13 protein-coding genes are annotated in these 25935 nt (G+C 70.3%); 6 read left to right on the forward strand and 7 right to left on the reverse strand.

Annotated features, from left to right (window positions below):
- Positions 1-14: 14 nt before the first annotated feature.
- Positions 15-2183, forward strand: a complete 2169-nt coding sequence (locus DEJ32_RS08565) for a serine/threonine-protein kinase (RefSeq protein WP_110900958.1) — start codon at positions 15-17, stop codon at positions 2181-2183.
- A gap of 306 nt (positions 2184-2489) precedes the next feature.
- Here DEJ32_RS08565 and DEJ32_RS08570 read toward each other — a convergent pair whose 3' ends face one another.
- The 7 genes from DEJ32_RS08570 to DEJ32_RS08605 form a co-directional block, all read right to left on the reverse strand.
- Positions 2490-6779 carry an FtsK/SpoIIIE domain-containing protein gene (locus DEJ32_RS08570; protein WP_110900959.1) on the reverse strand — a complete coding sequence of 1430 codons (4290 nt, stop codon included), beginning with the start codon at positions 6777-6779 and terminating at the stop codon, positions 2490-2492.
- Between the two features lie 92 nt (positions 6780-6871).
- Complete coding sequence (locus DEJ32_RS08575) at positions 6872-8224, reverse strand: amino acid ABC transporter substrate-binding protein (RefSeq protein ID WP_110900960.1); 1353 nt, start codon at positions 8222-8224, stop codon at positions 6872-6874.
- Positions 8221-10899: a hypothetical protein gene (locus DEJ32_RS08580; RefSeq protein WP_110900961.1), complete on the reverse strand. Its 2679-nt coding sequence runs from the start codon at positions 10897-10899 to the stop codon at positions 8221-8223. The genes DEJ32_RS08575 and DEJ32_RS08580 overlap by 4 nt, the downstream gene beginning before the upstream one ends.
- A 294-nt stretch (positions 10900-11193) precedes the next feature.
- The gene (locus DEJ32_RS08585; protein WP_110891086.1) at positions 11194-11424 is read right to left on the reverse strand and encodes a hypothetical protein; all 231 of its coding nucleotides are present in this window, start codon (positions 11422-11424) and stop codon (positions 11194-11196) included.
- Positions 11425-12187: 763 nt separating this feature from the next.
- Positions 12188-12907: a hypothetical protein gene (locus tag DEJ32_RS08595; RefSeq protein ID WP_110891088.1), complete on the reverse strand. Its 720-nt coding sequence runs from the start codon at positions 12905-12907 to the stop codon at positions 12188-12190.
- A gap of 67 nt (positions 12908-12974) precedes the next feature.
- Complete coding sequence (locus DEJ32_RS08600) at positions 12975-18419, reverse strand: DUF6531 domain-containing protein (protein ID WP_110900962.1); 5445 nt, start codon at positions 18417-18419, stop codon at positions 12975-12977.
- A 106-nt stretch (positions 18420-18525) separates the two neighbouring features.
- A complete protein-coding gene (locus tag DEJ32_RS08605) occupies positions 18526-18807 on the reverse strand; it encodes a pyrophosphorylase (RefSeq protein ID WP_110823592.1) in 282 nt (93 codons plus the stop codon).
- Positions 18808-19016: 209 nt separating this feature from the next.
- Here DEJ32_RS08605 and DEJ32_RS08610 point away from each other — a divergent pair, with 209 nt between their 5' ends.
- The 5 genes from DEJ32_RS08610 (at position 19017) to pstA (ending at position 25916) form a co-directional block, all read left to right on the forward strand.
- The gene (locus DEJ32_RS08610; protein ID WP_110824134.1) at positions 19017-21182 is read left to right on the forward strand and encodes an RNA degradosome polyphosphate kinase; all 2166 of its coding nucleotides are present in this window, start codon (positions 19017-19019) and stop codon (positions 21180-21182) included.
- Positions 21179-22126, forward strand: coding sequence for an NUDIX domain-containing protein (locus DEJ32_RS08615; protein WP_181420447.1), 948 nt, complete (start codon positions 21179-21181; stop codon positions 22124-22126). Before DEJ32_RS08610 ends, DEJ32_RS08615 begins: the two co-directional genes overlap by 4 nt.
- A 463-nt stretch (positions 22127-22589) precedes the next feature.
- On the forward strand, positions 22590-23705 hold the full coding sequence (locus tag DEJ32_RS08620; RefSeq protein ID WP_110891092.1) for a phosphate ABC transporter substrate-binding protein PstS: 1116 nt from the start codon (positions 22590-22592) through the stop codon (positions 23703-23705).
- Between the two features lie 160 nt (positions 23706-23865).
- Positions 23866-24816 carry a phosphate ABC transporter permease subunit PstC gene (pstC, locus tag DEJ32_RS08625; protein WP_110891093.1) on the forward strand — a complete coding sequence of 317 codons (951 nt, stop codon included), beginning with the start codon at positions 23866-23868 and terminating at the stop codon, positions 24814-24816.
- Between the two features lie 20 nt (positions 24817-24836).
- Entirely contained in the window at positions 24837-25916 is a 1080-nt protein-coding gene (gene pstA / locus DEJ32_RS08630) for a phosphate ABC transporter permease PstA (RefSeq protein ID WP_110824138.1), read from the forward strand.
- Positions 25917-25935 lie beyond the last annotated feature (19 nt).

Here is a 25935-nt window from a genome sequence, read left to right on the forward strand (position 1 = left end):
GGTCTGGGGGATCTGTGGCGGAGGACGGACAGCACGCGCAGTACGGCCGTGGTGAGCCGCTCGGTGCGTCCTACCGCCTGGTCGAGCTGCTCGGGACCGGAGCGTCCGGCGAGGTCTGGCGGACCGAGCACACCGCGACCGGCGAGCAGTTCGCCGCGAAGCTCCTGCGCGCAGAACTCGCCGCAGAGCCCGACGTCGTCGAGCGGTTCGTCCGTGAGCGCTCGGTGCTCCTCGCCCTCCGACACCCCTCGATCGTCCGGGTCCGTGACCTCGTCGTCGAGGGTGACCGGCTCGCGATCGTCATGGACCTGGTCCGTGGGGGTTCGGCCCGGGACCTGCTGCTCGCCGTCGGCACGCTCCCGCCGGCCGACGCGCTGACGATCACCGCGGAGACACTCGACGCCCTCGCCGCCGCACACGAGCAGGACGTCAGCCACCGCGACGTCAAGCCGGACAACGTGCTCCTCGACTCCGCGTGGACCGCGGGCAGGACCGGCGACGTGCGGGTGTCGGACTTCGGCATCGCCTCGGTCGTGGCCGAACGGGACCGCAAGACGACCGGGCTCCTCGGCACGCCGCAGTACATGGCGCCGGAGTCGATCAGCCAGGGCCGGTCCGGTCCGGCTTCGGACGTGTACGGCGCCGGCGTCATGCTCTACGAACTCCTGTCCGGGCGGACACCGTTCGCCGGACCGGGCACCGACTTCGCCGTCGCCTACCGGCACGTGACCTCGACCCCGCCGCGGCTCGACGTGCCCGACGCGCTGTGGTCGACGCTCTCGTCGCTCCTGGCCAAGGACCCGGCAGCGCGACCCTCCGCGGTCGACGCCGCGGCCACCCTCCGCCGGCTGGCACGCTCGCTCCGGGACGCGCCGGCCCTGCCGCGGGCGGACGACCCCGACTCGTTCGACGAGGTCGAGCGGCCGGCGACGGTGGTGCGCGGTGGGTCCGGCACTGCGGGTGGCGCCGGTGGTGTCGGCGGCGGCGCTCTCTCGGCGGGTGCATCCACGGCCGGTGCGGGTGACGGGGACGCGGGCAGCGCGCTCGCAGCCGTCGACGCCGGCCCCGAACCCGAGCTCGGGCAAGCTGGTTCGCAGACCGTCATCCGGCCCCTCGCCCGCCCGCCGGTCGCCGTCGCCGCCGCCGAACCCGAGCCGCCCCGACGCCGCTTCCGCCGACCGGACTGGCTGACGAACCGGATGCTCGCCCTCGGCGTCGTCGGGGTCGTCCTCGTCGTGGTGCTCGTCGTCGCCGCCGTCGTGTGGCTGCCCGGCTCCGGTCGGGAGGAACCCGGCGCGGGCACCGGCACCGCGCAGGCGGCGAGCGCGTACCAGCAGGACCGACCGCTCCCCACCGGGCTGACGACCACGCGCAAGGCCGTCGTCGACCCCCAGGCCGGCACCGTCGAGGTCTCGATCACGTACAGCGCGCAGACCGCACCGCTCAGCGGCCCCCTGCTCGAGGTCCTCCCCGGCGCGGACGAGGACGCCGAGTGCCCGGCAGTGACGTGGAACGGCGAGGGTGTGACGGTCAAACGGAACCAGCCGTCCCTGACCGGGGTCGACACCGCGTGCGCGTGGAGCCTGACCGGGGTCGAGATCGAGGCGGGAGGCTCCGTCACCGTGCAGGCATCCGTGCCGCAGGACGTCGTGGCGGCCGGTGACTCGGAGGCGGGCGTCACGGGGGCTGGCGGTTCCGGGTCTGGCGGTTCCGGGTCTGGCGGTTCCGGGTCTGGCGGTTCCGGGTCTGGCGGTTCCGGTCTGCAGGAGTGGCTCGACGCCGTCGGCGAGGCGACCACCGCAGCGGTGACCGACCAGGAGGTGACCGGTACCGCGTACCCGGTGCAGCGCCTCCAGGGTGTCGACGTCCGCACCCCCGACCGCACCGTCAGCCAGACCACGCTGCCCGTGACGCTCGTGCCCGTGTGGCCGAGCGGTGCGGACGAGCTGAACCCGCTGTACCGCAGCCCGAGCGCCGGGAAGCCCTCGGAGATGCTGACCGACGTCGCGGGTGGAGAGTCCGGCGTGCGGTTCGCCGACGGCTGCTCGGGGGCGCTCGCGGTGTCGTCGGACGGGCTCGTCGTGACCGCGCTGTCGGTCGCGCCGTCGTGCACGGTGCGGGCAACCGTGGGGAACTTCACGAACCTCGAGAGCCAGCCGTTCGGGATCACCACGCGCGACTGACCGGCCGGCCGCGGTCTCGGCGGGCGCGGACGGCGGCGGCCGGCGGTGTCGGCGGTCTCGGCGGCCTCAGCGGCCTCGGCGGGAGCCGCCCGGTCGGTCTGGGCGCGGAACCGACAGATCGCCGCGGAACCCTCGCGGTGATCTGTCGGTTCGATGCCTGAGTCCGGCTCTGGCCTCGGCCGCGGCTGCGCGCCGGGCCGAACCGCGCCGGGCCGAGCCGGGCCGGGCCGCGCCGGGCCGGGCCGTGCCGGGCCGTGCCGGGCCGTGCTGGCCTGAGCCGGAGAGCAGCTCGAGAGGTGGAGCGGGTCAGCTCGCGGCGGACGCCGTCTGCACGAGCCGCACCGCGCCTCCCGAGGCCGCGTACCCGCGCCCGGTCGTCAGCGCGACCGGGGAACGTCGAGGCAGCGTGACGCCGAGGAGCTCGCCGTCGTAGTCGACGTCGGGCTGCAGGAGGACCCCGCAACGGGCCTTCCGGACCGCTCGGGTCCAGTGGCTGTACATCGAGCGGAGGTCCGCCGACCGCCCGGCCGCGACCACGCAGAGCCCGGGGCGCTCGGACGTCAGGAGCGACGCGATGCTCTGGTCGCCGTCGTCGAACCGTTCGGCGTCGTCGATGAGCAGCAGCACCGGTCCACGCTCGAGCCGGAGGCCGGCGAGCAGCGCCGGGACCTCGTCCGCGCCGACGGCGAGACGGTCGACCGCCCCGGTGTCGAGCGCGCTCGCGAGCGGTGAGCGTCGGTCGCAGACGGCCCACACGGCGGGTCGGGTGCCCTCCGCGCTCCGTGCGGCTGCGGCCAGGGCGAGGAGCACCGAGGACTTGCCGGAGCGCGCAGGTCCGGCGACGAGGACGTGCTCGCCGTCGTACACCTCGAGCACGGCGGTGCCGAGGTCGTCCTCCGCGATGCCGACCGGGAGCTGCCACGGCTCGGTGTCGAAGCGGGCGGGGACGGCGAGGTCGGTGACCGCGACCGAGCCCGGGAGCCGACCGACCGCGCTGGCCTTCGGCGTGACGTCGCCCCACTGCGCGCGGACCGCGCGGACCGCCTCGGCGAGGGAGCCCGTCGGCGTGCCCACGTGCGACTGCAGCTTCGCCGTCGAGTCGATGAACCGGCCGGGGACGGGCGGCGGCACGTCCTTCGGTCGGACGCCGATGGTCGCGTAGTCGTACGGGTCCGCGAGGCGGAAGAGCCACTTCTGCGTCGTCACCTCGTCCATCGCCGAGGGGACGGCCTTCGCCCGGGTGGTGGACACGGCGAACGAGATGCCGAGCGCCGGCCCCTCGGCGTAGACGCGGTAGAGCGCGTCGAGCAGCTGCTGTCCCTCGAAGTCCTGGTACTCGTCGCGGAGCGCCGCCAGACCGTCGAGGAGCACGACGGCACGACGACCACCCGGCGCAGCACGGCGGCGGTCGAGCTCGGTGCGGAGGTGTCGGAGCATGCGGGTCTGCAGCTCGGCAGCACCGGCACCGGACCCGACGTAGGCGCTCGTGTGCGGGAGGTCCGCCAGGGGCGCGAGGTCGCCGGCACCCATGTCGAGGACGAGCAGGTCGAGGTCGTCGGGGCTCGTCGTGCGGGCCAGCTGCAGCGCGATCGACGCGAGGGCCGTGCTCGTCCCGCTGCCGGGGATGCCCATGAGCATGAGGTTGCCCTCGGCGAGGTCCCACCCGGTCCGGACCTGGCGCTGGTTGTCGGGGTCGTCCGCCAGGGCCACCGGGACGCGGGTCGGTGCGGACGTCTGCTGTGTCGTGTCGGGTGCCGGCAGGAGCGCGTCGAGCGGGACGGACGTGCCGAGCGCTTCCGGCCAGATCGGCCGTGGCGGTGCGTAGCCGGCCTCGTCGTTGGCCGTGCGGATCGCGTCGATGAGGACGTCGAGGTCGGTGAGGTCGTTCGACGCCGGTGCGGAGAACGCCACGGGCGCGGGGACGCCGAAGACGTCGGTGGGGCGGACCGTGACGGGCTGCTCGGCGCGGGCGTCGCGGGCGCGACCGGTGACGAGCGCGGTCTGCACCGGCGTGATGTCGTCCTGGCCGAGCTTCACGTAGGCACGACCGGTCTGCTGCCGTCCGATGCCGGCGGCCGACGGCACGCCGATGACGTTCGTCGAGTCCTCACGACTCTGCACGCGCAGGGCCACGCGCATGTTCGTGTTGGCGAGGATGTCCTCGCTGACGACACCGGCCGGCCGCTGCGTGGCGAGGACCATGTGCACGCCGAGGGTACGACCCACCGCGGCGATCGCCACGAGGGACGTCAGGACGTCCGGGAAGTCCTTCGCCAGCATCGCGAACTCGTCGACCACGAAGAGCAGTCGGGGTATCGGCTCGGACGGCTTGGTCGCCAGGTAGGCGTCGAGGTTGTCGATGTCGGCACCGGCGGCGGCGAACACCCGCTGGCGTCGCCCGAGCTCGGCCTCGAGCGCCCGGATGGCGCGGTCGGCCAGCTGCTCGTCGAGGTTCGAGATCGTGCCGATCGTGTGCGGCAGACGCTCACACGCGGCGAAGGCGGCGCCGCCCTTGAAGTCCACGAGCAGGAAGTTCAGGCGCGTCGGGTCGTTGCGCGCGGCGAGCCCGGCGACGAAGGAGCGCAGGAACTCGCTCTTGCCGGAACCCGTCGTCCCACCGACCAGGCCGTGTGGGCCGTCGCGGACCAGGTCGATCTCGAGGACGCCGCTCTCCGACGACCCGATCGGCGTCGAGAAGCCGGTCCGGGCCTCCCAGGCGGCACGGATGGCCGCGGGACCGCTCGGCTCGGAAGCAGAGTCGGGGGCGGCGCTCGCGAGCAGGTCGGGCAGCCGCACGAGCGACGGCAGCGAGGCCCCCGGCACCAGGAGTTCCGGGTCGTCGAAGTGCGAGACGTGCCGGGCGCACTGCTCGGCGTCCGCCGGGCTGAGACCGGCGAGCACGACGTCGTCGACGCGCGTGCGGTCCTCCGGGCGGTACACCGTCGCGGCCGCGTCGGCCCCCACCGTGATGATCGTCGTGCACGCGGCGGGGAGTTGCTGCTCGTTCGTCGCGATGACGATCCCGCTCACCCGGCGGGGCCGCTCGCCCGGACGACGCACCTGGCCGAGCGCTGCCCGACCATGGCCGAGCAGGCTCCGGGCCGGGGCGTCGCGCCCCTCGGTGAGGACCTCGGAGTCGATGAGCACGAGGAGCTCCGGAGTCGGTAGCTCGTCGATGGACTCGCGCAGGCCGCGGAGCACCGCGGCGCCCTGGTCACGCTGCGCGGACATCCACCGCTGGCCGGTGCTGCTCCCCGCGACGCGGGTGTGCGGCAGCCAGGAGGCCCAGGACCAGTCGTCCTCGCGGCCCCTGTCGCAGAACACACCGACGGTCAGGTCGGCGGGTCCGCAGTGCACCGTCGCCTGGACCAGGAGGCTCCGGGCCAGTGCGAGGGCACCCTCGCGGTCGCCGACGATGCCCACGACGCCGGCGTCGCTGAGGTCCGCGACGACCGGGGCCGCCGTCAGCTTGCTCTCCTCGATGGCGGTCTTCGCCGCTTCCTCGAGCTTCATCTGGGTCGCGCGGGAGTCGAGCTGGGGACGCCAGGGCGCGTCGCCCGTGCCGGCGTGCAGGCTGAGGAAGTCGACGTCGTCGGCCCGGCGCTGCCAGAGGGTCGTCGCGGGCAACAACGCGCGTCGGACCACGGTCGCCGGGTCGGGGACGAGTTCCTGGCGACGGGCGGCCTCGATCGCGGCGGCAGCGGTGATCTCCCCGCTGAAGTCGCGGACCGCCTCCGCGAAGCGCTCGTCCTCCTCCTTCAGGTTCTTCGCGCGCCGGTGCTTCTGCTCGAACCACATGCCGATCGCCGTGACGGGGCTGAGCAGGGCGAAGAGCGCGAACCGGGCGTCACCGAGCAGTGCGACCATCGCACCGGCGAGGACCAGCGGTGCGGCGACCGTGATCCAGCTGAACTTCGACGCCGGCGGCACGTCCCGCTTGCTCGGCGGCGACACGGGCTCCACGTCCCGGTTGCGCCCCGGCCGCGGAGGACGGTTGAACGGCGCCGTGGCCGCGGGGGTGAGGTTCGGGAGCGAACCCGGAGCAGGAACCGGCGTCTCGTGCAGGTCCGGGCGCACGAGCAACACGGCGCCACCCACGATGACGCTCGTGCCGACCTCGACGAGGACGCCCTCCTCGTCGAGTCGCTCCCCCGCCACCACAGTGCCGTTCGTCGACCCGGCGTCGCGGATCCGGACCCCGTCGTCCTCGAGCTCGAGCGTGCAGTGCTCCCACGAGGCGCTCTCGGTGGGCAGGACCAGGTCGGCCTGCGGCGCCCGACCGACCACGAGCCTCCTGGACCGGGGGATCGGGACGACTGCCCCGGTGTCGAGACCGCCGGCCAAGGTGACGGTCCAGCCGTCGACCAGCTGGGGGCGTTCCTCGGGCGTCCGGGCGATGCGGGAGCCCTCGAGCAGGACGAGGTCGCGGATCGGGGTGTCCACGCTCGTCCGGTGACCGTCGACCGCCAGGGTCGTGCCGGGCTCGAGGCTGATGCCCACGGCGGACCGGACGAGTTCGCCGAGGCACGACGTGGCTGCCCACCCGTCGACCTCGACCGCTTCACGTCGGTCGTCGAGCTCGATCAACAGTCGCATGCTCGCTCCTCCTGGTCCGTGCGGTGGGGCGGGTACCGGCGGTCCGGTTGCCCGTCGTCTGAGGTGCCGGCGACTCGTGCGCCGGTGCGTGGTCAGCGAGCGGTGGAGTCCTGGAACCACACGAGCGACGCGGTCGGTTCCGTGGTCGCCGGTCGGAGCCCGAGGGTCTGCGACGAGGCTGCGAGGACCGTCGCATCCGTGCGGAGTGCCTGCTGCTGGCGGAAGTCGAGCGCAGGTCCTGCGATCCCGTCGCCGGCGTCCAGACGCAGTGTGGCGAGCGCGTCGGTCACCTCGGACGGGTCGTCGCTGCGAGCCGAGCCGACGGCTCGCACCAAGGCCACGACCGCGTCGTGGCTCCGCGAGTCAGCGGCCCAGGCCACCGCGGAGAACGGCTGGTCCGCGGTGAGGTTCTGCGCATCCGGGTCGTCAGCGAGCACCCGGACGCCGCCGAGGAACGCCGACATCGCACGGCCCTGCTCGTCGGAGGTGAGCGCACGCGCGTCGTCGGTCGCGACGCCCGCGGAGACGAACGTGCCCGACAGGCTGCCGTTCGCGTCGGCGAGCGCGGTGCCGAACGCCGGACTGGTCGCCTGCGGGGTGAGGACGACGGGCACCGTCACGTCCGCGGACTGCAGGGCGGCGACGAACGCCCCCTGTCGAGCCGCCGAGCCGCTGACGACGACCGCGTCCGAGTCCGCCGGAGCGGGGGCATCGGCCTGGTCGTCGCCGGCCGCGGGCGTGGCATCCGCCGTCACGGCACCGGTCCGCTCGGCGACGGTCGTCGCGAGCGCGGTGTCGTCGGCGGCGGCATCCGCGGTGAGCACGTGGGCGACCTCCAGCCCGGAGGGCGCACCGCCGCCGAGGTCGACCAGCAGCGGGGAGTCAGCGCCTCGGAGCGCGCGTTCCATGGCGGCGCTCGTGGAGGCCGGCGACGGCGCGGTCGACCACGAGTCGCTGCCACTGGATGCGTACGGGAGGACGACCGGCACCCCGGCGTCGGCGGCCGCCTCGAGTGCGCCGGAGACGTGTGCACCGGACGAGGCGACCACGATTCCCGAGACGCCGCTGTCGACGAGTGCCTCGACGGCACGCTCCCCACCGCCGGCGCTGCCGCCGTCGTTCCGCGTCACGAGTTCGACGTCCGTCCCGCCCAGCGTGAGACGACGTTCCGCGACGAGGGCACCTTGCGCCGCTTCGTCCCAGTCGGCCCCCTCGCCGTCGCCGAGCGTGACGACCACACCGATCTTCGTGCCCTCGGGCACATGGGCGACCCGGATCGGGACCGGCACGGTCGCCGGGACGGCCTCGGCCGCGGGCGTGTTCCGGTCCACCACGAACACCACGACCGCGAGGACCACCGCGATGACGAGCACCGCGATCGCGACGATCACGAGCGGCTGGCGCGGCCGCCGGTCGTGCTGCATGTCGTCGACGGCGTGCGTCATCGTGTGCCCCCGATGGTGAAGGTGTACAGCGTCGTCGAGGTCGCGCTCTCCGGCACGTCCATCCGGAACGCCGGCAGAGTGGTCGCCGCGTCGAGCGATGCGCGGAACTGCTCCTGCTGGAGGAGGATGCCCGCCACGTCCTCGGCGCGCACGTTGGCGTACCCAGCTGCGTTCTGCGAGGCCAAGGCGAGCTGGTAGTCGGCGGAGTCGGACTTCGCCGCGCTCGTCGCCATCGCGCCGAGGATGCCGGAGCCGTTGACCTTGCGGTCACCCAGGTCGAGCATCACGCGGTTGAGGTCTCCGGTCAGCAGCGTGCTCGCGCCCTCGACGTCGCGGGTCGACGCCGTGGTGCTCGCGTCGATCCGCGCCAGGCTCTGCTTCGTCTGCTCGTCCACTGCGCTCGCGAGGGCCGAGTTCTCCCGCTCGAGCTTGCCGCGCTGCTCGTCGATCGTGCCCTTGGCTCCGGACGTCACCTGCTTCGACGTGGAGCGGAGGCCGGCGATCGACTGGTCGAACGCCTTGAGCACGGCGGCGTTGCTGGTCCCGGCCTGCTTCGACACGTCGCGGACCTGCTGGTCGATGAGGGCGTCGATCTTCTTCGCTGTCTCGTCGTTCGCCTCGGCGAAGGCGTCCTTCACCTTCTTGCCGAGAGCGTCCTGCTCGGTCTTGAGGGTGTCGAGCTTGGCGCTGATGTCATCACCCGCCGTGTTCGCCGCGGCGGACGCCGCACGCAGTTCGTCGAGGGTCCCACTCGTGCTGGTGTCGTTGTCGTCGATCTTGTCCACGGCCTCCACGCGAGCGCTCTCCGCCCGGTTGAGGGCATCCTGCAGGTCCGCGATGACCGCACTGATCCCGTTCTCCGACTTCGTGAGGTCCGTGCTGTCGATCACGGCGTCCCAGTCGCTCGCCTGCGCGTCGAGCCGCTCGTCCATCGGGTCGGAGTACCCGAGCGGCGGGCTCAGGGTCCTGCCGTCACCGTCGTCCACGCACGGCGTCCGAGTCAGGTACGACCGGAGTTCGTCAGCCTGCTGCTCGGTGAGGCCGGGCAGGGTGGGGAGCAACCCGGTCGGGTCAGTGGGCGCGATCAACCGGCAGATGCGCTCGGCGAGGGCGGCGTTCTGCCCCTGCAACGACCGGTCTCCGGCGGAAGCGTCGAGTTCGCCGATGACGCCCCGGGCGCCGACCGCACGATCGTGGACCGCGCTGATCGCGCGGACGAGCGGATCGACCGTCTTGAGTGCGTCCTGGATACGCTCGCGGAGTGCGGTCAGCGCGACCTCGCGCTCGTCGACCCCGCCGGACGCCTCGGACGCCAGCTCGTCGAGGACCTGGTCGATGCCAGCCAACTGGGAATCGAGTGCGTCGTAGCTGTCGATCGCCTGCTGCGCCAATTCCGGCTGCAGGCTGGCCGCCAGGTCGTCCCCGGTCGACACGAGTCCGGTGAGCGCCGTCGTGATCGTCGTGGACGAGGCGAAGAGTGCGCACGTCAGAGATGACTTCGCGTCGTCGGCGGCGCACTTCTCCGCTGTCGGCTCACTGGGCCCGACGGACGATGCGAGCTGCACACTGACCTGCTGCTTGCACTCCTCGCTCGCCGTCGCGTACCCCTCCAACTGCGACGACACCCGCAGGAGGTTGCCGTAGACGCTCGCGCCACCATCCGCCTGCTGCGGAGCTGCCGCACAGCCCTCGCCGTCGATCGCCGGACTGGGAGCGGTGGCGGAGGTGTCACCGAGCAACGCGTCGAGGCTCGTGGTCGTCTCCTGCAGCTGCTGCAACACCGTGGACTGCGTCGCACTGACCGTCGAACCGAGGTCGGACTTGAGCGAACCGAGCTGGCCGGACAACGACTTCATCGTGCTGGCGAGCGACGTGCTGCTCTCCTTGAGCCGGTCAGCCGTCCGGACTCCGAGTGTGGACGACGTCGTCTCGAGGTTCGACCGGACCTCGGTGATCGTGCTCCCGGCGCGCGCGAGGACCTCGTTCACCTGCGAGATCAGGTCGATGGTGCGCCGCTGGAGCGCCAGTTCAGAGTCCGTGTCGGACCCGAAGGCCGCGTTCACCACTCCGGTCGAGGACAGGTCGGTCGAGATGCCCGGCTGCGCGGCCAGGTCGAAGGAGGGCGCTGCGAAGTCGTCGACGTTCGCCACCAGGTGCAGGGTCGTGCTCGCACCCGACGTGGGCGGGGCGAGCAGGCGTCCCCACTGCACGACGGCATCGCCGTTCCCGTTCGCGCTGACGACGCCGTCGGTCGCGGTCCGGTCGTCAGCGGTCTCGGTGACGACACTGTTCGGCCGGGTGCCCGGCAGCACGGTCGACGCGGCGATGCTGAAGGGAGCACCGACGAGCGCCGGCGTCGTCCGGGAGGTCCCAGCCACGTCGTAGGTCAGGTTCCGCGACCGGACGGTCAGGTTCTCGACGGTCAGGTCGATCTCGACCCGACCGGAGTAGCCCGCCAGGTCTGCGAGGTCGGTCCCGCTCTTCTTCGCCGTCGTGTACTGCGTGGTCACGCGCAGCGGCAGGTCACCCGCGGCCTTCGCCGCCTCGTGCTCCGTGACCGAGGACGACGAATCGTCCTTGCCGACCGAGATGGCGGTGTCGGAGATCGTGGTGATCGATCCGTCCGCCGCGAGGCGCGTGTCCACGGTCTGCAGGACACGGGACGGGTTCTCCACCGCGCGATCCGTCGATGTGCACCCCGCCAGGACAACCGCAGCAGCGCCCGCCATCGCGACCACCGCGAGCGCGCGGCTGTTCCTCGTTCGTACCCCTGGATGCAGCGTGCGCAACGACATTGGCGACCGTCCCCCTCAAGAACCGACAAGCGACTCGATCCTAACGGGGCTGCGCCGCGGAGGGACGACTGTGCACAGGCGCCCGGGTCCCCCGTTCGGGCGACACGACCAACGGCGATGACTCGCGGGCCGTTCGGCGTTCGGCGTTCGGTGCAGCGATCACCGAGACCCGAGCTACACCGACTGCGCGAAGGTCAGCACCAGCGCCCCGAGCTCGCTTCCGACAGGCCAGGAATCCGCGACCAGCCGTCCGGCCTCCCGCACCAACGACCGGGACACGGGGCTCCCGTGTTCCTGCACCAGAGCCCGGGTGAGGACGGACTGCACCGCGTGGATCTGTTCGTCAGAGGCCGCGTCTTCAGCACCGCGATCGTCCAGGGTGTCGATCAGGTCGAGCAAGCTCATGTCGTCCCTCCAGTCGCGCCTGCGCCGACCGAGCGCCGAACTCGAGAACGACGGTATCCGAGGAGTTCCGGCGCGGCACCGAACACCCGCGACGAAGCCCTCACCTCGAGGGAGCCGCCACCGGCATCAAGAATGTACTCCTCTCCGGTCTCGAAGCTGATGCGATGTCACCTCGGTTGTCCACCGTGACGCCCTCGCGCAGCACGAACCGCCCGCAACCGCCCTGTTCGATGAGCTCTTGAGGAACCGATGCTCCGACGCCGCTAGCCGAGCGCGTGGACCCCCTAACCGCCTCCGCTGAGGAGATGAAACACGACAAACGGACGCGATGTGCAACGTCGCACGACTGGAATACCGCAGAGCCTGCGAGGAGGAACGCACTCGCGAAGACGATCGCGAAGGCCCACACGAGGAACAACACCCACGCCTTGGCCTTCGACATCTTCGGTAGGGACCCGGTTGCTGTTGCCTTCGGTGACTTCACGCTGACGAAGCGGACACGATCACTGGCGGCGAGTTGAGCCCTGATCGGCACGGGCGTCAGCGCTCAGATGCGATGAAAGTCCTTGACGTACAAAGCTTGGCGGTTGCTGTTGAGAAACGGGTGCAGACAGTACGAGCCCGCGCCGACATCGAAATCACACGCCATCCCCGGCTTACCTCCCTCCGGCTCGGCCGGACTGACGGGAATCCGACCGCAGTCGGAAGTCGTGACCTCAACCTCGGCGGATGACCGCCCTCGTCCTGGTGACGCCGCAACCGCTCAATCAAACGACGGACGCACTGTCAGCACCTGCGCACCCTCCCACCAGTCAGGCTCCGGCCGTACGGATTTGCCGAGCTCGAATGCCGTCGCAATCGTGACGGCTTTCTCGACATCGATGAGCAAGCCCCGATTCACGGGCGCGACGACGTTTCCCAGCCGCACTTCAACTTCTCCGACGTCAGTTGGTTTCGCTGGCATTCGCCAGGACGCATCGTCACGCACGTCTCCCGCTTCGAAGAGCACGAATCGCCCGGCAGCTCCATGACAAACATCCAGGCGCCCGTGGCCCTTAACCAACGAGACCAATGTGCGCTCCTGGCCGTCAAGAGCGCGGATCTTGGCTTCAACTTGAGGGACAGTCGGGGACCATTCGCGGAAGGACTTGCCCCTCACGTCCCAATCGAGGTGGTGCTGCTTGGCCTCTGGTTCCGTTCCCCGCTGGCCACGTAGTTGCCCGATCATGGCGCCGGCGAACCACCCCGCCAGGACAGACAAGAACCACGCTGCCCTCGCAAGAGGGAAGTTCGTCAGCCCGGCCACGTCGAGGAGAGGAATGCCAACCGCCACGAGCATGAGCACTCCCAAGAGCCATCCGCGTCCCATTGCTGCAAACACGGCGCCGACGACGAACGGGAGCACGACGCTTGACAACACCAGGTGAGTCGGTGTGAAGCCACGCATCGCTGAGGCAAGGGCCAGGGCGAGGAAGACGACCATGATCCCTGAGTTCCATATTGCCGTCGTCCGGGACATCGGCGTCATTCTCTGCCGACGCCGTTCGGACTTAGCCACTGAACATCTCCCAGACAGCGTCGCCGATGCCCCCGACAGTGGCACCCGACGCGGTCGAACCCCAGAGAGCAACGCTGTTCTGCTGGGAGCTGAACAGCCCGTCAGCGGTTCGGGGCTGTGTGTAGGGCATCTTCCTCAAGACTTCCATGTTCGTCTGTTCGAATTGTGGGCGTACCGCTGGCAGGTGAACCGACCCGCCGCCCGAGATGGTACTGAAGGCCATGTCCTGCCAAGTCATGTCATGCCCGTCGATCATGGACGAAATGCCGGCACCGCCGACCGAACTCGCCGAGCCGATCAATGAACTTGCTCCCTTCGCCACGAAGCCCTCCACAGGACGCCCCAAGGTTTCCGCGATGGTACCGCCAGCGGGACCACTCAGGCCGCCCAGCGAGCCGCTGACGAATCCACCGACTGAGGAGGCCACAAGACCCCGACCGGTCACCTGCTCGCCCTTGGCAACCGATGTCCCTGCATAGACCGCCGTGGACATGCCCGATGAAATACCCCCGTTCACCGCCATGTTCGTCGCGAGGGACTTCACGACCTGACTGGTGGGCGCCACTCGCTGAGCGACGAACTGCGTGGCTGGTCCGCCGAAACGAGCGCCTTTGAGCAACGTGCCCATCCCCGCACCTACTCCGCCCATGACTGTCATAGCGCCAGCCTCAACCCAATTGACAGTGCCAGTGGTTGCCTTCTGGTATATGACGTCCGCGCCTCCGCTGATGAGCATCATGCCGAGCGGTCCACCGAATCCGGTGGCCATTGCCAGTACCCCGAGAGCAACGGCGCCACCACCGACCAGGTATGCATTGTCATTCATCAACGTCTTCAGACCGCCCTGGTGCGCATCCCGGTACGCCTGCAGGTCCTTGTCCGTCGCCGGCCGCAGCCCGAGTGGGTCGACCGCGTGCAGCGGATCGTTCCCCGCGTACGAGTAGGGGTTCCCCGACCACCCAGCTCCGACGACCGGAGCGAGCGGGTCCGTCGACAGGAAGCCCTTCGCCACGGGGTCGTACACCCGGGCCCCGAGCCACTCCATCCCCGCGATGCTCAGGCTGCCGCCCGGGGTCAGCCCGACGCCGGACGGCAGGGCAGCTCCGCCGCCGATCCCGTTCGTCGATGCGAGGAGCGCCCAGGGGTCGGTCGCATCGGTCGCACGCGCCCCGCGCCAGGTCGATGCCGTCCAGTTCCCGTCGATGGCCACGATCCCGCCCGGAGCCTCCAGGACAGGCGTCGCGCCGACGGAGGCCAGAACTGGGACACCCGCAGCGGTGTCCCACCAGGTGACGGATCCTCCGACCTCCGCGACCTCGCCCAGGGCGTCGGTCCACACCTCGAGTCGGCCGGTCTCGTCGTACGTCGCGTCTCGTTCGACGACGCCGGCCAGGAACCCGAGGTCCGACCATGCGTACTCGGTGGTCGAACCGTCCGGAGCAGTCCGCCGGACGCGCCGTCCGAGTCCGTCGTGCACGTACTCGGTCCGCGCACCGTCAGCACCGGTGGTGGCGACGAGTTGCCCGGCAGCGTCGTACTCGTGTCGGAGTTCGGCACCGCCGACGGTCTCGGCGACGAGGCGTCCCGCGGCGTCGTACCGCCAGGTCCGCCCACGGCCGCTGTCGTCGAGCGCACTGACCAGCTGCGCCGCGGCGTCATGGGTGTAGGTCCTCCGGCCGTCCGCGCCGGTGATCCCCGCGATGCGGTCGTCCTCGTCGCGGTCGATGCGGGTCGTCGTGCCGCCTTCCGGCGTGGTCACGGTGTGTTCGACGAGCGCCCCGCGCTCGTAGGACCACGACTGGACGACGTCACCGGTCGAGGCCTGGACAATGCGCCCGAGGGTGTCCAGGGTGAACGCGGCGGGCGTGAGTCCTTCCCGTTCGACGCCGACGACGCGGCCTGCGGCGTCCCTGCGCCAGGTCGTGCGATTGCCGTCGGGGTCCGTGCGCGCCGTACGACGTCCGTCGGCGTCGTACTCCCACGACATCGCCCGCCCACCCCGGCTCCGCCGGACGAGCAGACCTCGCCGGTCGAAGCACAGCTCGTGCTCGATTGCCCGTCCGAGGCCGCGCGTGTGGTCGGTGACGACCACGGTCCGTCGAGCCCTGTCGTGCATGGTCTCCGCCACGAGAGCACCGTCCACCGAGAGCCGCCGCTCACGTCCTGCAGCGTCGTACGCCCATTCGACCACCCCGCCGTCGGGGTCCGTCTGCTGGATGCGGCGGCCCGCGGCGTCGAGTCGTGCTGTGGTCGTCCTGCCGAGCGGATCCGTGATGGCGGTCAGCCGTCCGGCGCCGTCGTAGGTGTACCGGGTGATGCCACCCACCGGGTCGGTCGCGCTGGTCAGGCGCCCGTCGACGTCGTACGTGTACGCGGTCACTCCACCGACGCCGTTCTCGGCCTCAGTGAGCTGGCCCGCGGCGTCGTAGCGGAACCGACGTCGACCGTGACGTGCGTCGTGGACGGAGACGAGCCTCCCGGCCGCGTCCCAGCGGTAGCGAGCCGTTCCTTCTCCGGGTGCGGTCCGCGCGACGACGCGTCCGACGACGTCGTACTCGATGCGCTCGACGTCACCCGTCGGCAAGATCCGCGCGACGACCCGTGAGTCTGCGTCGTAGGTGATCGTCGTCCGCGCCCCGAGTGGGTCGGTGGCGGCCGAAGGCCGGCCACAGGCGTCGTACTCGTAGGTCGTCCGCCCACCGCTCGGCGACGTGATCGCGCTGATCCGGCCACTCGGGTCGCGCTCGATACGGGTGAGGCCACCCTCACCGTCCACCAGCTCGACCGGTCGGCCACAAGCGTCGTACGTCACGAGTTCGGAACCGGTCTCGTCGGACGTCACCTCGACGGGCCGTCCGAACTCGTCTGACCGGACGGTGGTCGTCGCGAACGCGTCCGACAACGTGGAGATGCCAGTGGCCGGGTCCTCCGAGAACTCCTTGCGGACTCCGGTGGGGTCGGTCACGGCGTGCAGGTCGCCGTTGACCCCGTACTCCCGGCGCCACACTGCGCCGGTGGGGTCGACGACGGACTGGAGGCGCGACAAGGCGTCGTGCGCGAAGGTCCAGGACGCGCCGCTCGGCAGGGTGACCTGCAGCGGGTTGGCCTGGTCGTCGTAGGTCCGGCGGGTGGTCCGTCCGAGCGCGTCGGTCGTGGAGGCGAGTTCACCGTCCGCCCCGTAGGCGAGGACGGTCCGCGCATCGATCGGGTCGGTCACGGCGCTGACGCGTCCACCCGCGGTGTACTCGACCGTCCACATCGCGCCGTCGGGGTCACGGCGAGCGACGACCTGACCGGCGGCACCGTATCGGTACTCCGTGCGGGCGCCGGTGGGGCTGATGGTCGCGACGGCGTGACCGGCGGCGTCCCGCTCGATCCGTGCGACGTGCCCGGCAGCGTTGGTCACGGCGACGAGCTCGCCCGACGCGTCGTGGTCGAGGCTGAGCGTGACACCGGTGGGGTCGACGACCCGGAGGAGCAGGCCGTGGTCCCACGTGAGTTCGGTTCGTCCGCCCATCGGGTCGATGACGACCGACGGGTCACGCTCGTCACCGTCGTACTCGTACGTGACGACGCTGCCGCTCTCCGTGACCACGGTCGTGACGCGGTCGGCGTCGTCGTAGCCGTACGTCAGGTCCCCACCGGTCGGCGTGACCGTCCGCGTACGGCGGCCTCGCGCGTCGTAGGCGTGCACGGTGACCGCACCGTCGCGTTCCGTCGCTGACACGAGGTTGCCGTGCGGGTCGTAGCTCATCGACTGTCGACGGTCATCCGAGTCGATGATCCCGACGAGTCGACCCTTCGGGTCCGCGATCCAGGCGTTCGAACGCGTCCCGTCCTGGTCGGAGACCACGGTCACGCGGCCGGGGAGGTAGGCGAACCGGACTCGGCGGCCGTGCGGGCTGGTCTGCTCGACGACACGACGCTGCGCGTCGTACACGTTGTCGACCTCGAGCACGCCGTCGGCACTCGTGACCGTCACGATGAGGTCGTCCTCGTCCCAGCCGTACGTCCTGGTCCCGAGCGGGGTCGCGGCCGAGACCAGGCGCCCTCGGTCGTCGTACCCGTACTCCACCCGACGTCCGTCGGAGGCCCGCAGCACGGCGACACGACCGTCGACGTACTCGACGTCCACGAAGCGACCGCGTTCGTGGCGGAGACGCACGACGGCGTCGGAAGCGTCCCGTTCCACCGCCACGGCTGTTCCGGGTCCGGCGCTCTCGCCGACCCAGAGACCAGTCGGGGTGAAGTCGATACGACCACCCTCGTTGTCCCGCACGACCAGGAGGTCTGCCTCCGTCGTGAGCCACCGGTTCTCGCCGACGCCGCGCGCCCAACCGGTGCCGGCCCGGGGGAAGCGGACGAGCCGGCCGTCGGCACCGACGAAGGACGCGCCCTCGTCGTCGAGGAGCAGGCGGGTCTCGAGGACGGACGCCCACCCCGGGCCGAAGACCCCGACCCGCTGGTCGAGGGAGTTGTACATGCGCGAGACCCTGAGGGACGCGGATGCGCCGTCGAAGGAGAGGTCGAGCTCTGGCTCGAGGAAGTTGCCGGTCGTCGTGTTGACCGGGTCCATCGAGTAACCGGTCGTCGGCTGCGCGCCGTAGGCGGTGGGCGGATCGATCTGCAGGTCGGTCCGGTTGGCCGACACGCCCGCGGCCTGCAGAGCTGCGCCGAGCGCTGCGTCGGACACGGTCGAGACCGCGCCTTCACCCCCGGCGGCGGCGAAGGCGTCGGCGATGGTCTTCGCCCAGGCGACGTCCTGGTCGTTGGCTGCGAGCCACCGCTCGAAGCCGGTGACGAGCCCGTCCGCGTTGATCGTGCCCCAGGAGCACAGGGACGCGAAGTCGGACAGCTTGCCCCGGAGCAGCCCGGGCTTCCCGGACAGCTCGGAGTTCAACGACGCCGAGCCCGTGGCGAAGGACCGGAGGTCTTCCGGCTTCGCGGACGACGTCCCGCCCCCGCCGCCGCCGGAACCCGGGGAAGGCGTCTGCCTCGGCTTCGGCTGCATCTCCGCGGGGCCGAACGGAGGCGCGGGCTTGTTCTCGATGTCCGGCGGGTCCCCGGTGCCGAACGTGTCGTCCCACCACTTCTCGAACCCGTTGCGTTCAGCCTGCTGCTCCTGCCACTCACGGGCCTGGCGACGCCGTTCGCGTTCTTCTGCGGCGAGCTTCTTCATCTGGTCGACCCACCCCGCGACCGTGCGCATCAGGTCTGAGAGGGTCGTACCGTCGCTCTTCGCGATCGTCGCGTTCTCGGTGAACAACTGCGAGAAGTGGCCGCGGAACTCCTGCGAGGCCGTCGACACGTACGACTGACGACTCCCGATCTGACCGTCGATCGCACTCGCCGCGCCGCGCATGGCGCTGGCGAGCGCATCAGCGGTGGCGTCGTCGAACTCGATCGGATCGGTGTTGGCGTGCAGCTGTCCTGACACGGTTGTCGTCCCCCCGGAAGAAGTGGTGCTGGTCGTGATGGTCCGCGTCGAACGCGGGAACCCGGGCCGTCGAACCAGTCGACGACCCGGGCGCTGTCGGTCGGTGTTACGCGCCGCCACCCGCGGTGAAGATGTCCTGCGAGATCTTGTCGAGCTGCGTCCGGAGCTGCTCGAGCTCCGTCTTCGCCTTGTCCAGCGCAGCCTTGGTCTCCGGCCACGTCGAACCACGGAAGTTCGCAGCCAGCGGCCCGTCCCACACGTTCGAGTCGGACAGGATGCGCCCCTGCGCATCGAGCTGCGAGATCTGGTCCGTGAACCCACCGTTCACGATGGACTGGATCTGACGGATGGCGGTCTTCGCCTGCTCGGTCGAAAGCACACGCGACATGGTGAACCCCTCTTCTCTTCGTACCTGCACCCCCGCGCAGAAGATCCCCCGGAGGCTCTGACGCGCACCACCATACCGAGTCGTCCACCCGCTCGTACCCTCCTGTGGACAGCTGATCCGCCGTCCCGACGACTGCCCGTTCACCCTCTGTCTCCACAGGCGCAACCCGGGCCGCTCCCGGTGCAGGGTGCTGGTGGCAGGATGTGGCCATGGACACCGAACCGCAGCTGGACGGCGACTCCGTCGCGAACGATCTCGACGACTTCGACGAGGTCGTGGAGATCGAGCACGAGTCGCTGCCCTCGGACCGGTACTTCGACCGTGAGCTCAGCTGGCTCCGCTTCAACCAGCGCGTGCTCGAGCTCGGTGAAGACCGGACGCAGCCGCTGCTCGAGCGTGCGAACTTCCTCGCGATCTTCGCGTCGAACCTCGACGAGTTCTTCATGGTCCGCGTCGCCGGCCTGAAGCGCCGCATCGACACCGGCATCGCGGTCCCCACCAACGTCGGTCGCGCGCCGAGCGACGTCCTGCGCGACATCGCGATGAAGGCGCACGAGCTGCAGGAACGGCACGCCAACGCCTTCATCGGGTCGCTCAAGCCCGACCTCGACGCCGCCGGCATCCATGTCGAGCACTGGTCCGACCTGGGCGAGGACGACCGCCTGCGGATGCGTGAGTACTTCAGCGAGCAGATCTTCCCGGTGCTCATGCCGCTCGCGGTCGACCCGGCGCACCCGTTCCCCTACATCTCCGGTCTGTCGCTCAACCTGGCGGTCCGGGTGCGCAACCCGAAGTCGCAGCGGCAGGAGTTCGCGCGCCTGAAGGTGCCGCAGAACTACCCGCGCTTCATCAAGCTCCCGGACGACAACTCGGGGCGGCTGCGCTTCATCCCCCTCGAAGACCTCATCGCGAACCACCTGCCGGACCTGTTCCCGGGCATGGAGGTCCTCGAGCACCACGTGTTCCGCATCACCCGCAACGAGGACGTCGAGATCGAGGAGGACGAGGCCGAGAACCTCATCCAGGCACTCGAGCGAGAGCTCCTCCGCCGTCGCTTCGGTCCGCCGATCCGGCTCGAGATCACCGAGGACATGGACCCGGTGACGCTCGACCTCCTGGTGCGCGAACTCGACATCACCGAGCAGGAGGTCTACCGCCTGCCGTCGCCGCTCGACCTCGGCGGACTGTTCGAGATCGCCAAGATCGCCCGTCCCGACCTGCACTACCCGCGTCACGTCCCGACGACCCCGGTGCAGTTCCAGCCGGGCGAACCGAACACGAAGCCCGACCTGTTCCGCGCGATCGCCGCGCGCGACGTCCTGGTCCACCACCCGTACGAGTCCTTCGCGACCAGCGTGCAGGCGTTCCTCGAGCAGGCCGCAGCCGACCCGAACGTCCTCGCGATCAAGCAGACGCTGTACCGCACGTCGGGCGACTCCCCCATCGTCGAGGCCCTCATCGACGCCGCAGCTGCCGGTAAGCAGGTCCTCGCCCTGGTCGAGATCAAGGCGCGCTTCGACGAGCAGAACAACATCACGTGGGCCCGCAAGCTCGAGAAGGCCGGCGTGCACGTCGTCTACGGCCTGGTCGGGCTGAAGACGCACTCCAAGCTGGTGCTCGTCATCCGCCAGGAGGGCGGCACGCTCAAGCACTACAGCCACATCGGCACGGGCAACTACAACCCGAAGACCTCGCGGATCTACGAGGACATGGGCCTCTTCACCGCGGACGACACGGTGGGCAAGGACCTGACGCGCCTGTTCAACGAGCTGTCGGGCTACGCCATCGAGAAGAAGTTCAAGCGACTGCTGGTCGCGCCGCTGCACCTGCGGAAGGGGCTGGTCAAGCGCATCCAGACAGAGGCGCAGAACGCCCGCGACGGGAAGCCCTCGGGCATCCGCATCAAGGTCAACTCGATGGTCGACGAGCAGATCATCGACGCGCTCTACCTGGCGAGCCAGGCCGGCGTCCCCGTCGACGTCTGGGTCCGCGGGATCTGCTCGCTGAAGCCCGGACTCGAAGGGGTCAGCGAGACCATCCGCGTCCGGAGCATCGTCGGACGGTACCTGGAGCACTCCCGGGCCTTCGCGTTCCACAACGACGGCGACCCGGTCGTCTTCATCGGCAGCGCAGACATGATGCACCGCAACCTCGACCGTCGCGTCGAAGCCCTGGTGCGGCTCACCGCTCCCGCGCACATCGACGAGGTCCAGGGGATGTTCGACCTGGCGATGGCCGAGACCACCAGTTCGTGGCACCTGGAGTCGGACGGCGAATGGACCCGCCGCTCGACGGACGAGGACGGTCGACCGCTCGACGACGCCCAGAACGTGCAGATGCGGACGATCTCGGCGCGGAAGCGCTCGACGCGGTGAGTGGAGGGCAGGCAGGCCCGGTCGTCGCGGCCGGAGCCGTGGTGTGGCGCGAGCAGGACGGCGTCCCGCTCGTGCTCCTCATCCACCGGGAACACCACAAGGACGTCTCGTTCCCCAAGGGCAAGGTCGACCCGGGCGAGAGCGTCCCGGAAGCAGCTGTACGTGAGATCGACGAGGAGACCGGGTACCGCGTGTACCTCGGCGCTCCCCTCGGTCGTGCCGAGTACGTCCTGCCCAGCGGGCGCGACAAGGTCGTGCACTACTGGTCGGCACGGGTGAGCCGGAAGGAGTTCGAGCGAGCGGGGGCCTTCCGTCCGAACGACGAGGTCGCCGCCGTCGAGTGGGTGTCGATCGACGACGCCCGCGCGCGGCTCACCTACGAGCGGGACGTCGCGATCCTCGAACGCTTCGCCGAGCGTGCGGCAGCGGGCGAGCACGACACCTTCGCCCTGATCGCCCTGCGGCACGCGAAGACCGTCCCCGGTTCGGACTGGGACGGGCCCGACGCGACCCGCCCCCTCCTGCCGGTCGGACGAGCGCAGGCGAAGGCCGTGGCGGCACCGGTCGCGGCGTTCGGCCCGAAGAAGATCGTCAGCAGCACCGCCGCGCGGTGCCTCGCGACCGTCGAGCCGCTGTCGACCAAGACGAAGCTCGGCGTCTCGGACACCCCGGACATCAGCCAGGACGCCCACGAACGCGGCACCGCCGACATCAAGGGCGTCGTGCGGAAACGCCTCGACAAGGGCAAATCCGCCGTGCTGTGCTCGCACGGCCCCGTGCTGCCGGACATCATCTCCCGGATCGCGAGCGACACCGCCGATGACCGGGCGCGGTTCGACCTCCGCCGGGCCGCCATGCTCTCCGTCGGGGACTTCGCCGTCCTGCACATCGCCGGCCGCAAGCTCGTCGCGGTCGAGACGCACCGCAACACCGTCAGCGCCTGACCCAGGGCCGGAGCAGCCCGTCAGCGAGCAGGACGGGCAGCCCGGAACCAGCCGTCCGTCAGGACGGGCAGCCCGGAACCAGCCGTGCGTCATGACGGGCAGCCCGGAACCGGGTTGTCCGACAGGCCGGGCTGCCACCCGGCCGCGCCGTCGGACAGGCGAAGAGTCCAGCGTGGCAGGACCCGCGTCCGGCACGGACGTCGACCATCGGAACCCACCTCAGCCGGTGACAGGCCCGCGGTGTCCCCCCGAGCCTCCCGGCTGGAGGGCAGCTTGCCCCTGATCCTGCCCGCGCACGCCGACCCACGTCCGCCGACCCGCACCGGGTGAACCCCGCGTTCACCTCCCGTTCACCAGGGAGCGTCATCCCGGTCACCTCTCGTCCCTACAGTCACTCCCGGGTCAGCACCGGCCCGGGGACCACACAGCGGTCCCACTGCACTCACCTCCCGAAGGGACCCCTGTGAACATCAAGCGAATCGGCTCGGTCGCGGCAATCGCGATCGCCGGCGCCGTCGTGCTCTCCTCCTGCGCGGCGAACGAGGACACCGCGGGCAGCGACACCTCGTCGTCCGCCGCCTCCTCGGGTGTCGACTACTCGAACCTCTCCGGCACCCTGACCGGCTCGGGCTCCTCCGCGCAGCAGACCGCCGAGGCCACCTGGGCCGCCGGCTTCCAGGAGCAGGCTTCCGGCGTCACGGTGAACTACACGCCCGACGGCTCCGGTGCCGGGCGCGAGAACTTCATGTCCGGTGCCGCTGACTTCGCCGGCTCCGACGCCGCGCTGAAGGAAGAGGAGCTCTCCGGCGAGTTCAAGAACTGCGCCGCGGACTCCAAGGGCATCGACATCCCCGTCTACATCTCCCCGATCGCGATCGCCTACAAGGTCGACGGCGTCTCGGACCTCACCCTCGACGCCAAGAGCATCGCGGGCATCTTCTCCGGCAAGATCACCAAGTGGAACGACGACGAGATCGCCGCGCTGAACGACGGTGTCGACCTGCCGTCGTCGAACATCACGGTCGTCCACCGTTCGGACGACTCGGGCACCACGCAGAACTTCTCCGAGTACGTCGCAGCGAACGCCCCCGACGTCTGGACCGAAGAGCCCAGCCAGACCTTCCCGTTCCAGGTCGGCGACAGCGCGAAGGGCACCTCCGGTGTGGCCTCGGCCATGCAGGGCGCCTCGAACGCCATCACCTACATCGACGACTCCGGCGCCGGTGACCTCGACAAGGCGAAGCTGATGGTCGGCGACACGGCCACCGAGCTCTCCGCCGAGGGCGCTGCCCAGGTCGTCGCCGACTCCGACATCGCCACGGGCCGCGAGGAGAACGACCTCGCGATCGACATCGACCGCAAGGACACCGCTGAGGGTGCCTGGCCGCTCGTGCTTGTCTCCTACGCCATCGCGTGCCAGGAGTACGAGGACAAGGACAAGGCCGACCTCGTGAAGGCGTACCTCGGCTACGTCGTGTCCGAGGACGCGCAGAAGGCCGCGGCGACGGAGGCCAAGTCGGCCGCCCTGTCGTCCGACCTCGCGGAGAAGGCCGCAGCGGCGGTCGCCTCCATCAAGTAAGTCCCGCAAGCGCCCGGACGCCGGTCCCACCCACCTGACCGGCGTCCGGGCTCTCGCCCGTCCCGACGCGAGCTGCCTCCGCGCCCGTCGCGACACCCACGAACCACCTCTCCCCCGAACCCTCGCGCTCACCCCGACGCGATCCTCCGACAGGAGCCCCATGACGACCGCACCGGTCCGAGACCAGGACACCGCCACCCCGTCGAAGCCCAAGGCCGTCGTCCGCATCGGCGATCGGGTGTTCTCCACCGCCTCCGTCGTGGCGGGCAGCCTCATCCTCTTCGTCCTCGCGCTCGTGGCCGCGTTCCTCGTGTGGCAGAGCATCCCTGCGTTCTCCGCGAAGGCCGGCGACCTGCCGAACGACGCCGCGAACTTCTGGGACTACGTCGGCCCGCTCGTCTTCGGCACGGTGTGGTCCGCGTTCCTGGCGCTCGTCATGGCCGTGCCGCTGTCGCTCGGCATCGCGCTCTTCATCTCGCACTACGCGCCGCGCCGCCTGGCACCGGTGCTCGGATACGTCATCGACCTGCTGGCCGCGGTCCCGTCGGTCGTCTACGGTCTTTGGGGCATCGTCGTGCTGGCACGGTTCGTCCGCCCGTTCTACGAGTTCCTCAACGAACACTTCGGCTGGATCCCGCTGTTCTCCGGTCAGGTCTCCGGGACCGGGCGCACCATCCTCACCGCGTCGATCGTCCTCGCGGTCATGGCGATCCCGATCATGACCGCCGTCATGCGCGAGATCTTCCTGCAGGCACCGACCCTGAACGAGGAAGCGGCCCTGGCCCTCGGCGCGACGCGCTGGGAGATGATCCGGATGTCGGTCCTGCCGTTCGCCAAGTCCGGCATCGTGTCCGCGATCATGCTCGGGCTCGGTCGTGCACTCGGCGAGACGATGGCGATCGCGCTGGTCCTGTCGGTGTCGACGAACATCACCTTCAACCTGATCGGGTCGCTCAACCCGTCGACCATCGCGGCGAACATCGCGCTGCAGTTCGCCGAGGCCTCGGGGACGGCGCTCAACGCCCTGGTCGCCTCCGGCCTGATCCTCTTCGTCATCACCCTGGTCATCAACATGCTCGCGCGGTACATCGTCCGCAAGCGAGTCTCCTGACGGGAAAGGTCGCACCCCCGATGTCCCTCGCACTCCGTCAGCCCGCCGGCAACGTCTTCGCCAACGGGAAGCTCCACAAGTCCGTCCCGTGGCTGCTCCTCATCGGCAGCTGGGTCGCCCTCGGCCTGGTGTTCGCCCTGCTCGCCGCCAGCGGCGCCACGGAGGACTTCAACATCGTGGCCGCGGTCTTCCTCGGCACCGTCCTGTTCGACGTCCTCATCGTCGTCCTCTCCCGGATCGTCGAGGGCGGGCGGAAGGCCGTCGACCGGCTCATCACCTCGCTCGTCGTCACCGCCTTCGTGATCGCGGTGCTGCCGCTGATCTCCCTCCTCTACACGGTGCTCGCGAAGGGCCTGGCCCGCTTCGACGCCCAGTACTTCTCGTACTCGATGCGCGGGGTCATCTCCGAGGGCGGCGGCGCGGTCCACGCCCTCGTCGGCACCCTGGAGATCACGCTCTTCGCAGCGCTCATCAGCGTGCCGATCGGCCTCCTGACCTCCATCTACCTGGTCGAGTACGGCAAGGGTCCGCTCGCCCGGGGCATCACGTTCTTCGTGGACGTCATGACGGGCATCCCGTCGATCGTCGCCGGCCTCTTCGCCTACTCGCTCTTCGCGCTGATCCTCGGCCCGGGCTCGCGCTTCGGCCTGGTGGGCTCGATCGCCCTCGCGGTGCTGATGATCCCGATCGTCGTGCGCTCCACCGAGGAGGTCCTGAAGATCGTGCCGATGGAACTCCGCGAAGCCTCGTACGCGCTCGGTGTCCCGAAGTGGCTGACGATCGTGAAGGTCGTGCTCCCCACGAGCCTCGCCGGCATCACGACCGGTGTCATGCTCTCGATCGCCCGCGTCATCGGCGAGACCGCACCACTGCTCGTCACGGCCGGCTTCACCTCGAGCATGAACTACGACCTGTTCGGGGACCCGATGATGACGCTGCCGGTGTTCGCGTACACGCAGTACTCGCAGCAGGGCGCCAACCCGGTGCCGTTCGTCGACCGGGCCTGGACGGCAGCGCTGCTCCTCATCCTCATCGTGATGGTGCTCAACCTGCTCGCCCGCTTCATCACCCGCCTCTTCGCCCCGAAGCTCCCGCGGTAGCGCGGGACACCGGCATCCC

Source organism: Curtobacterium sp. MCPF17_046, from assembly GCF_003224295.1.
In the GTDB taxonomy this organism is placed as follows: Bacteria; Actinomycetota; Actinomycetes; order Actinomycetales; family Microbacteriaceae; genus Curtobacterium.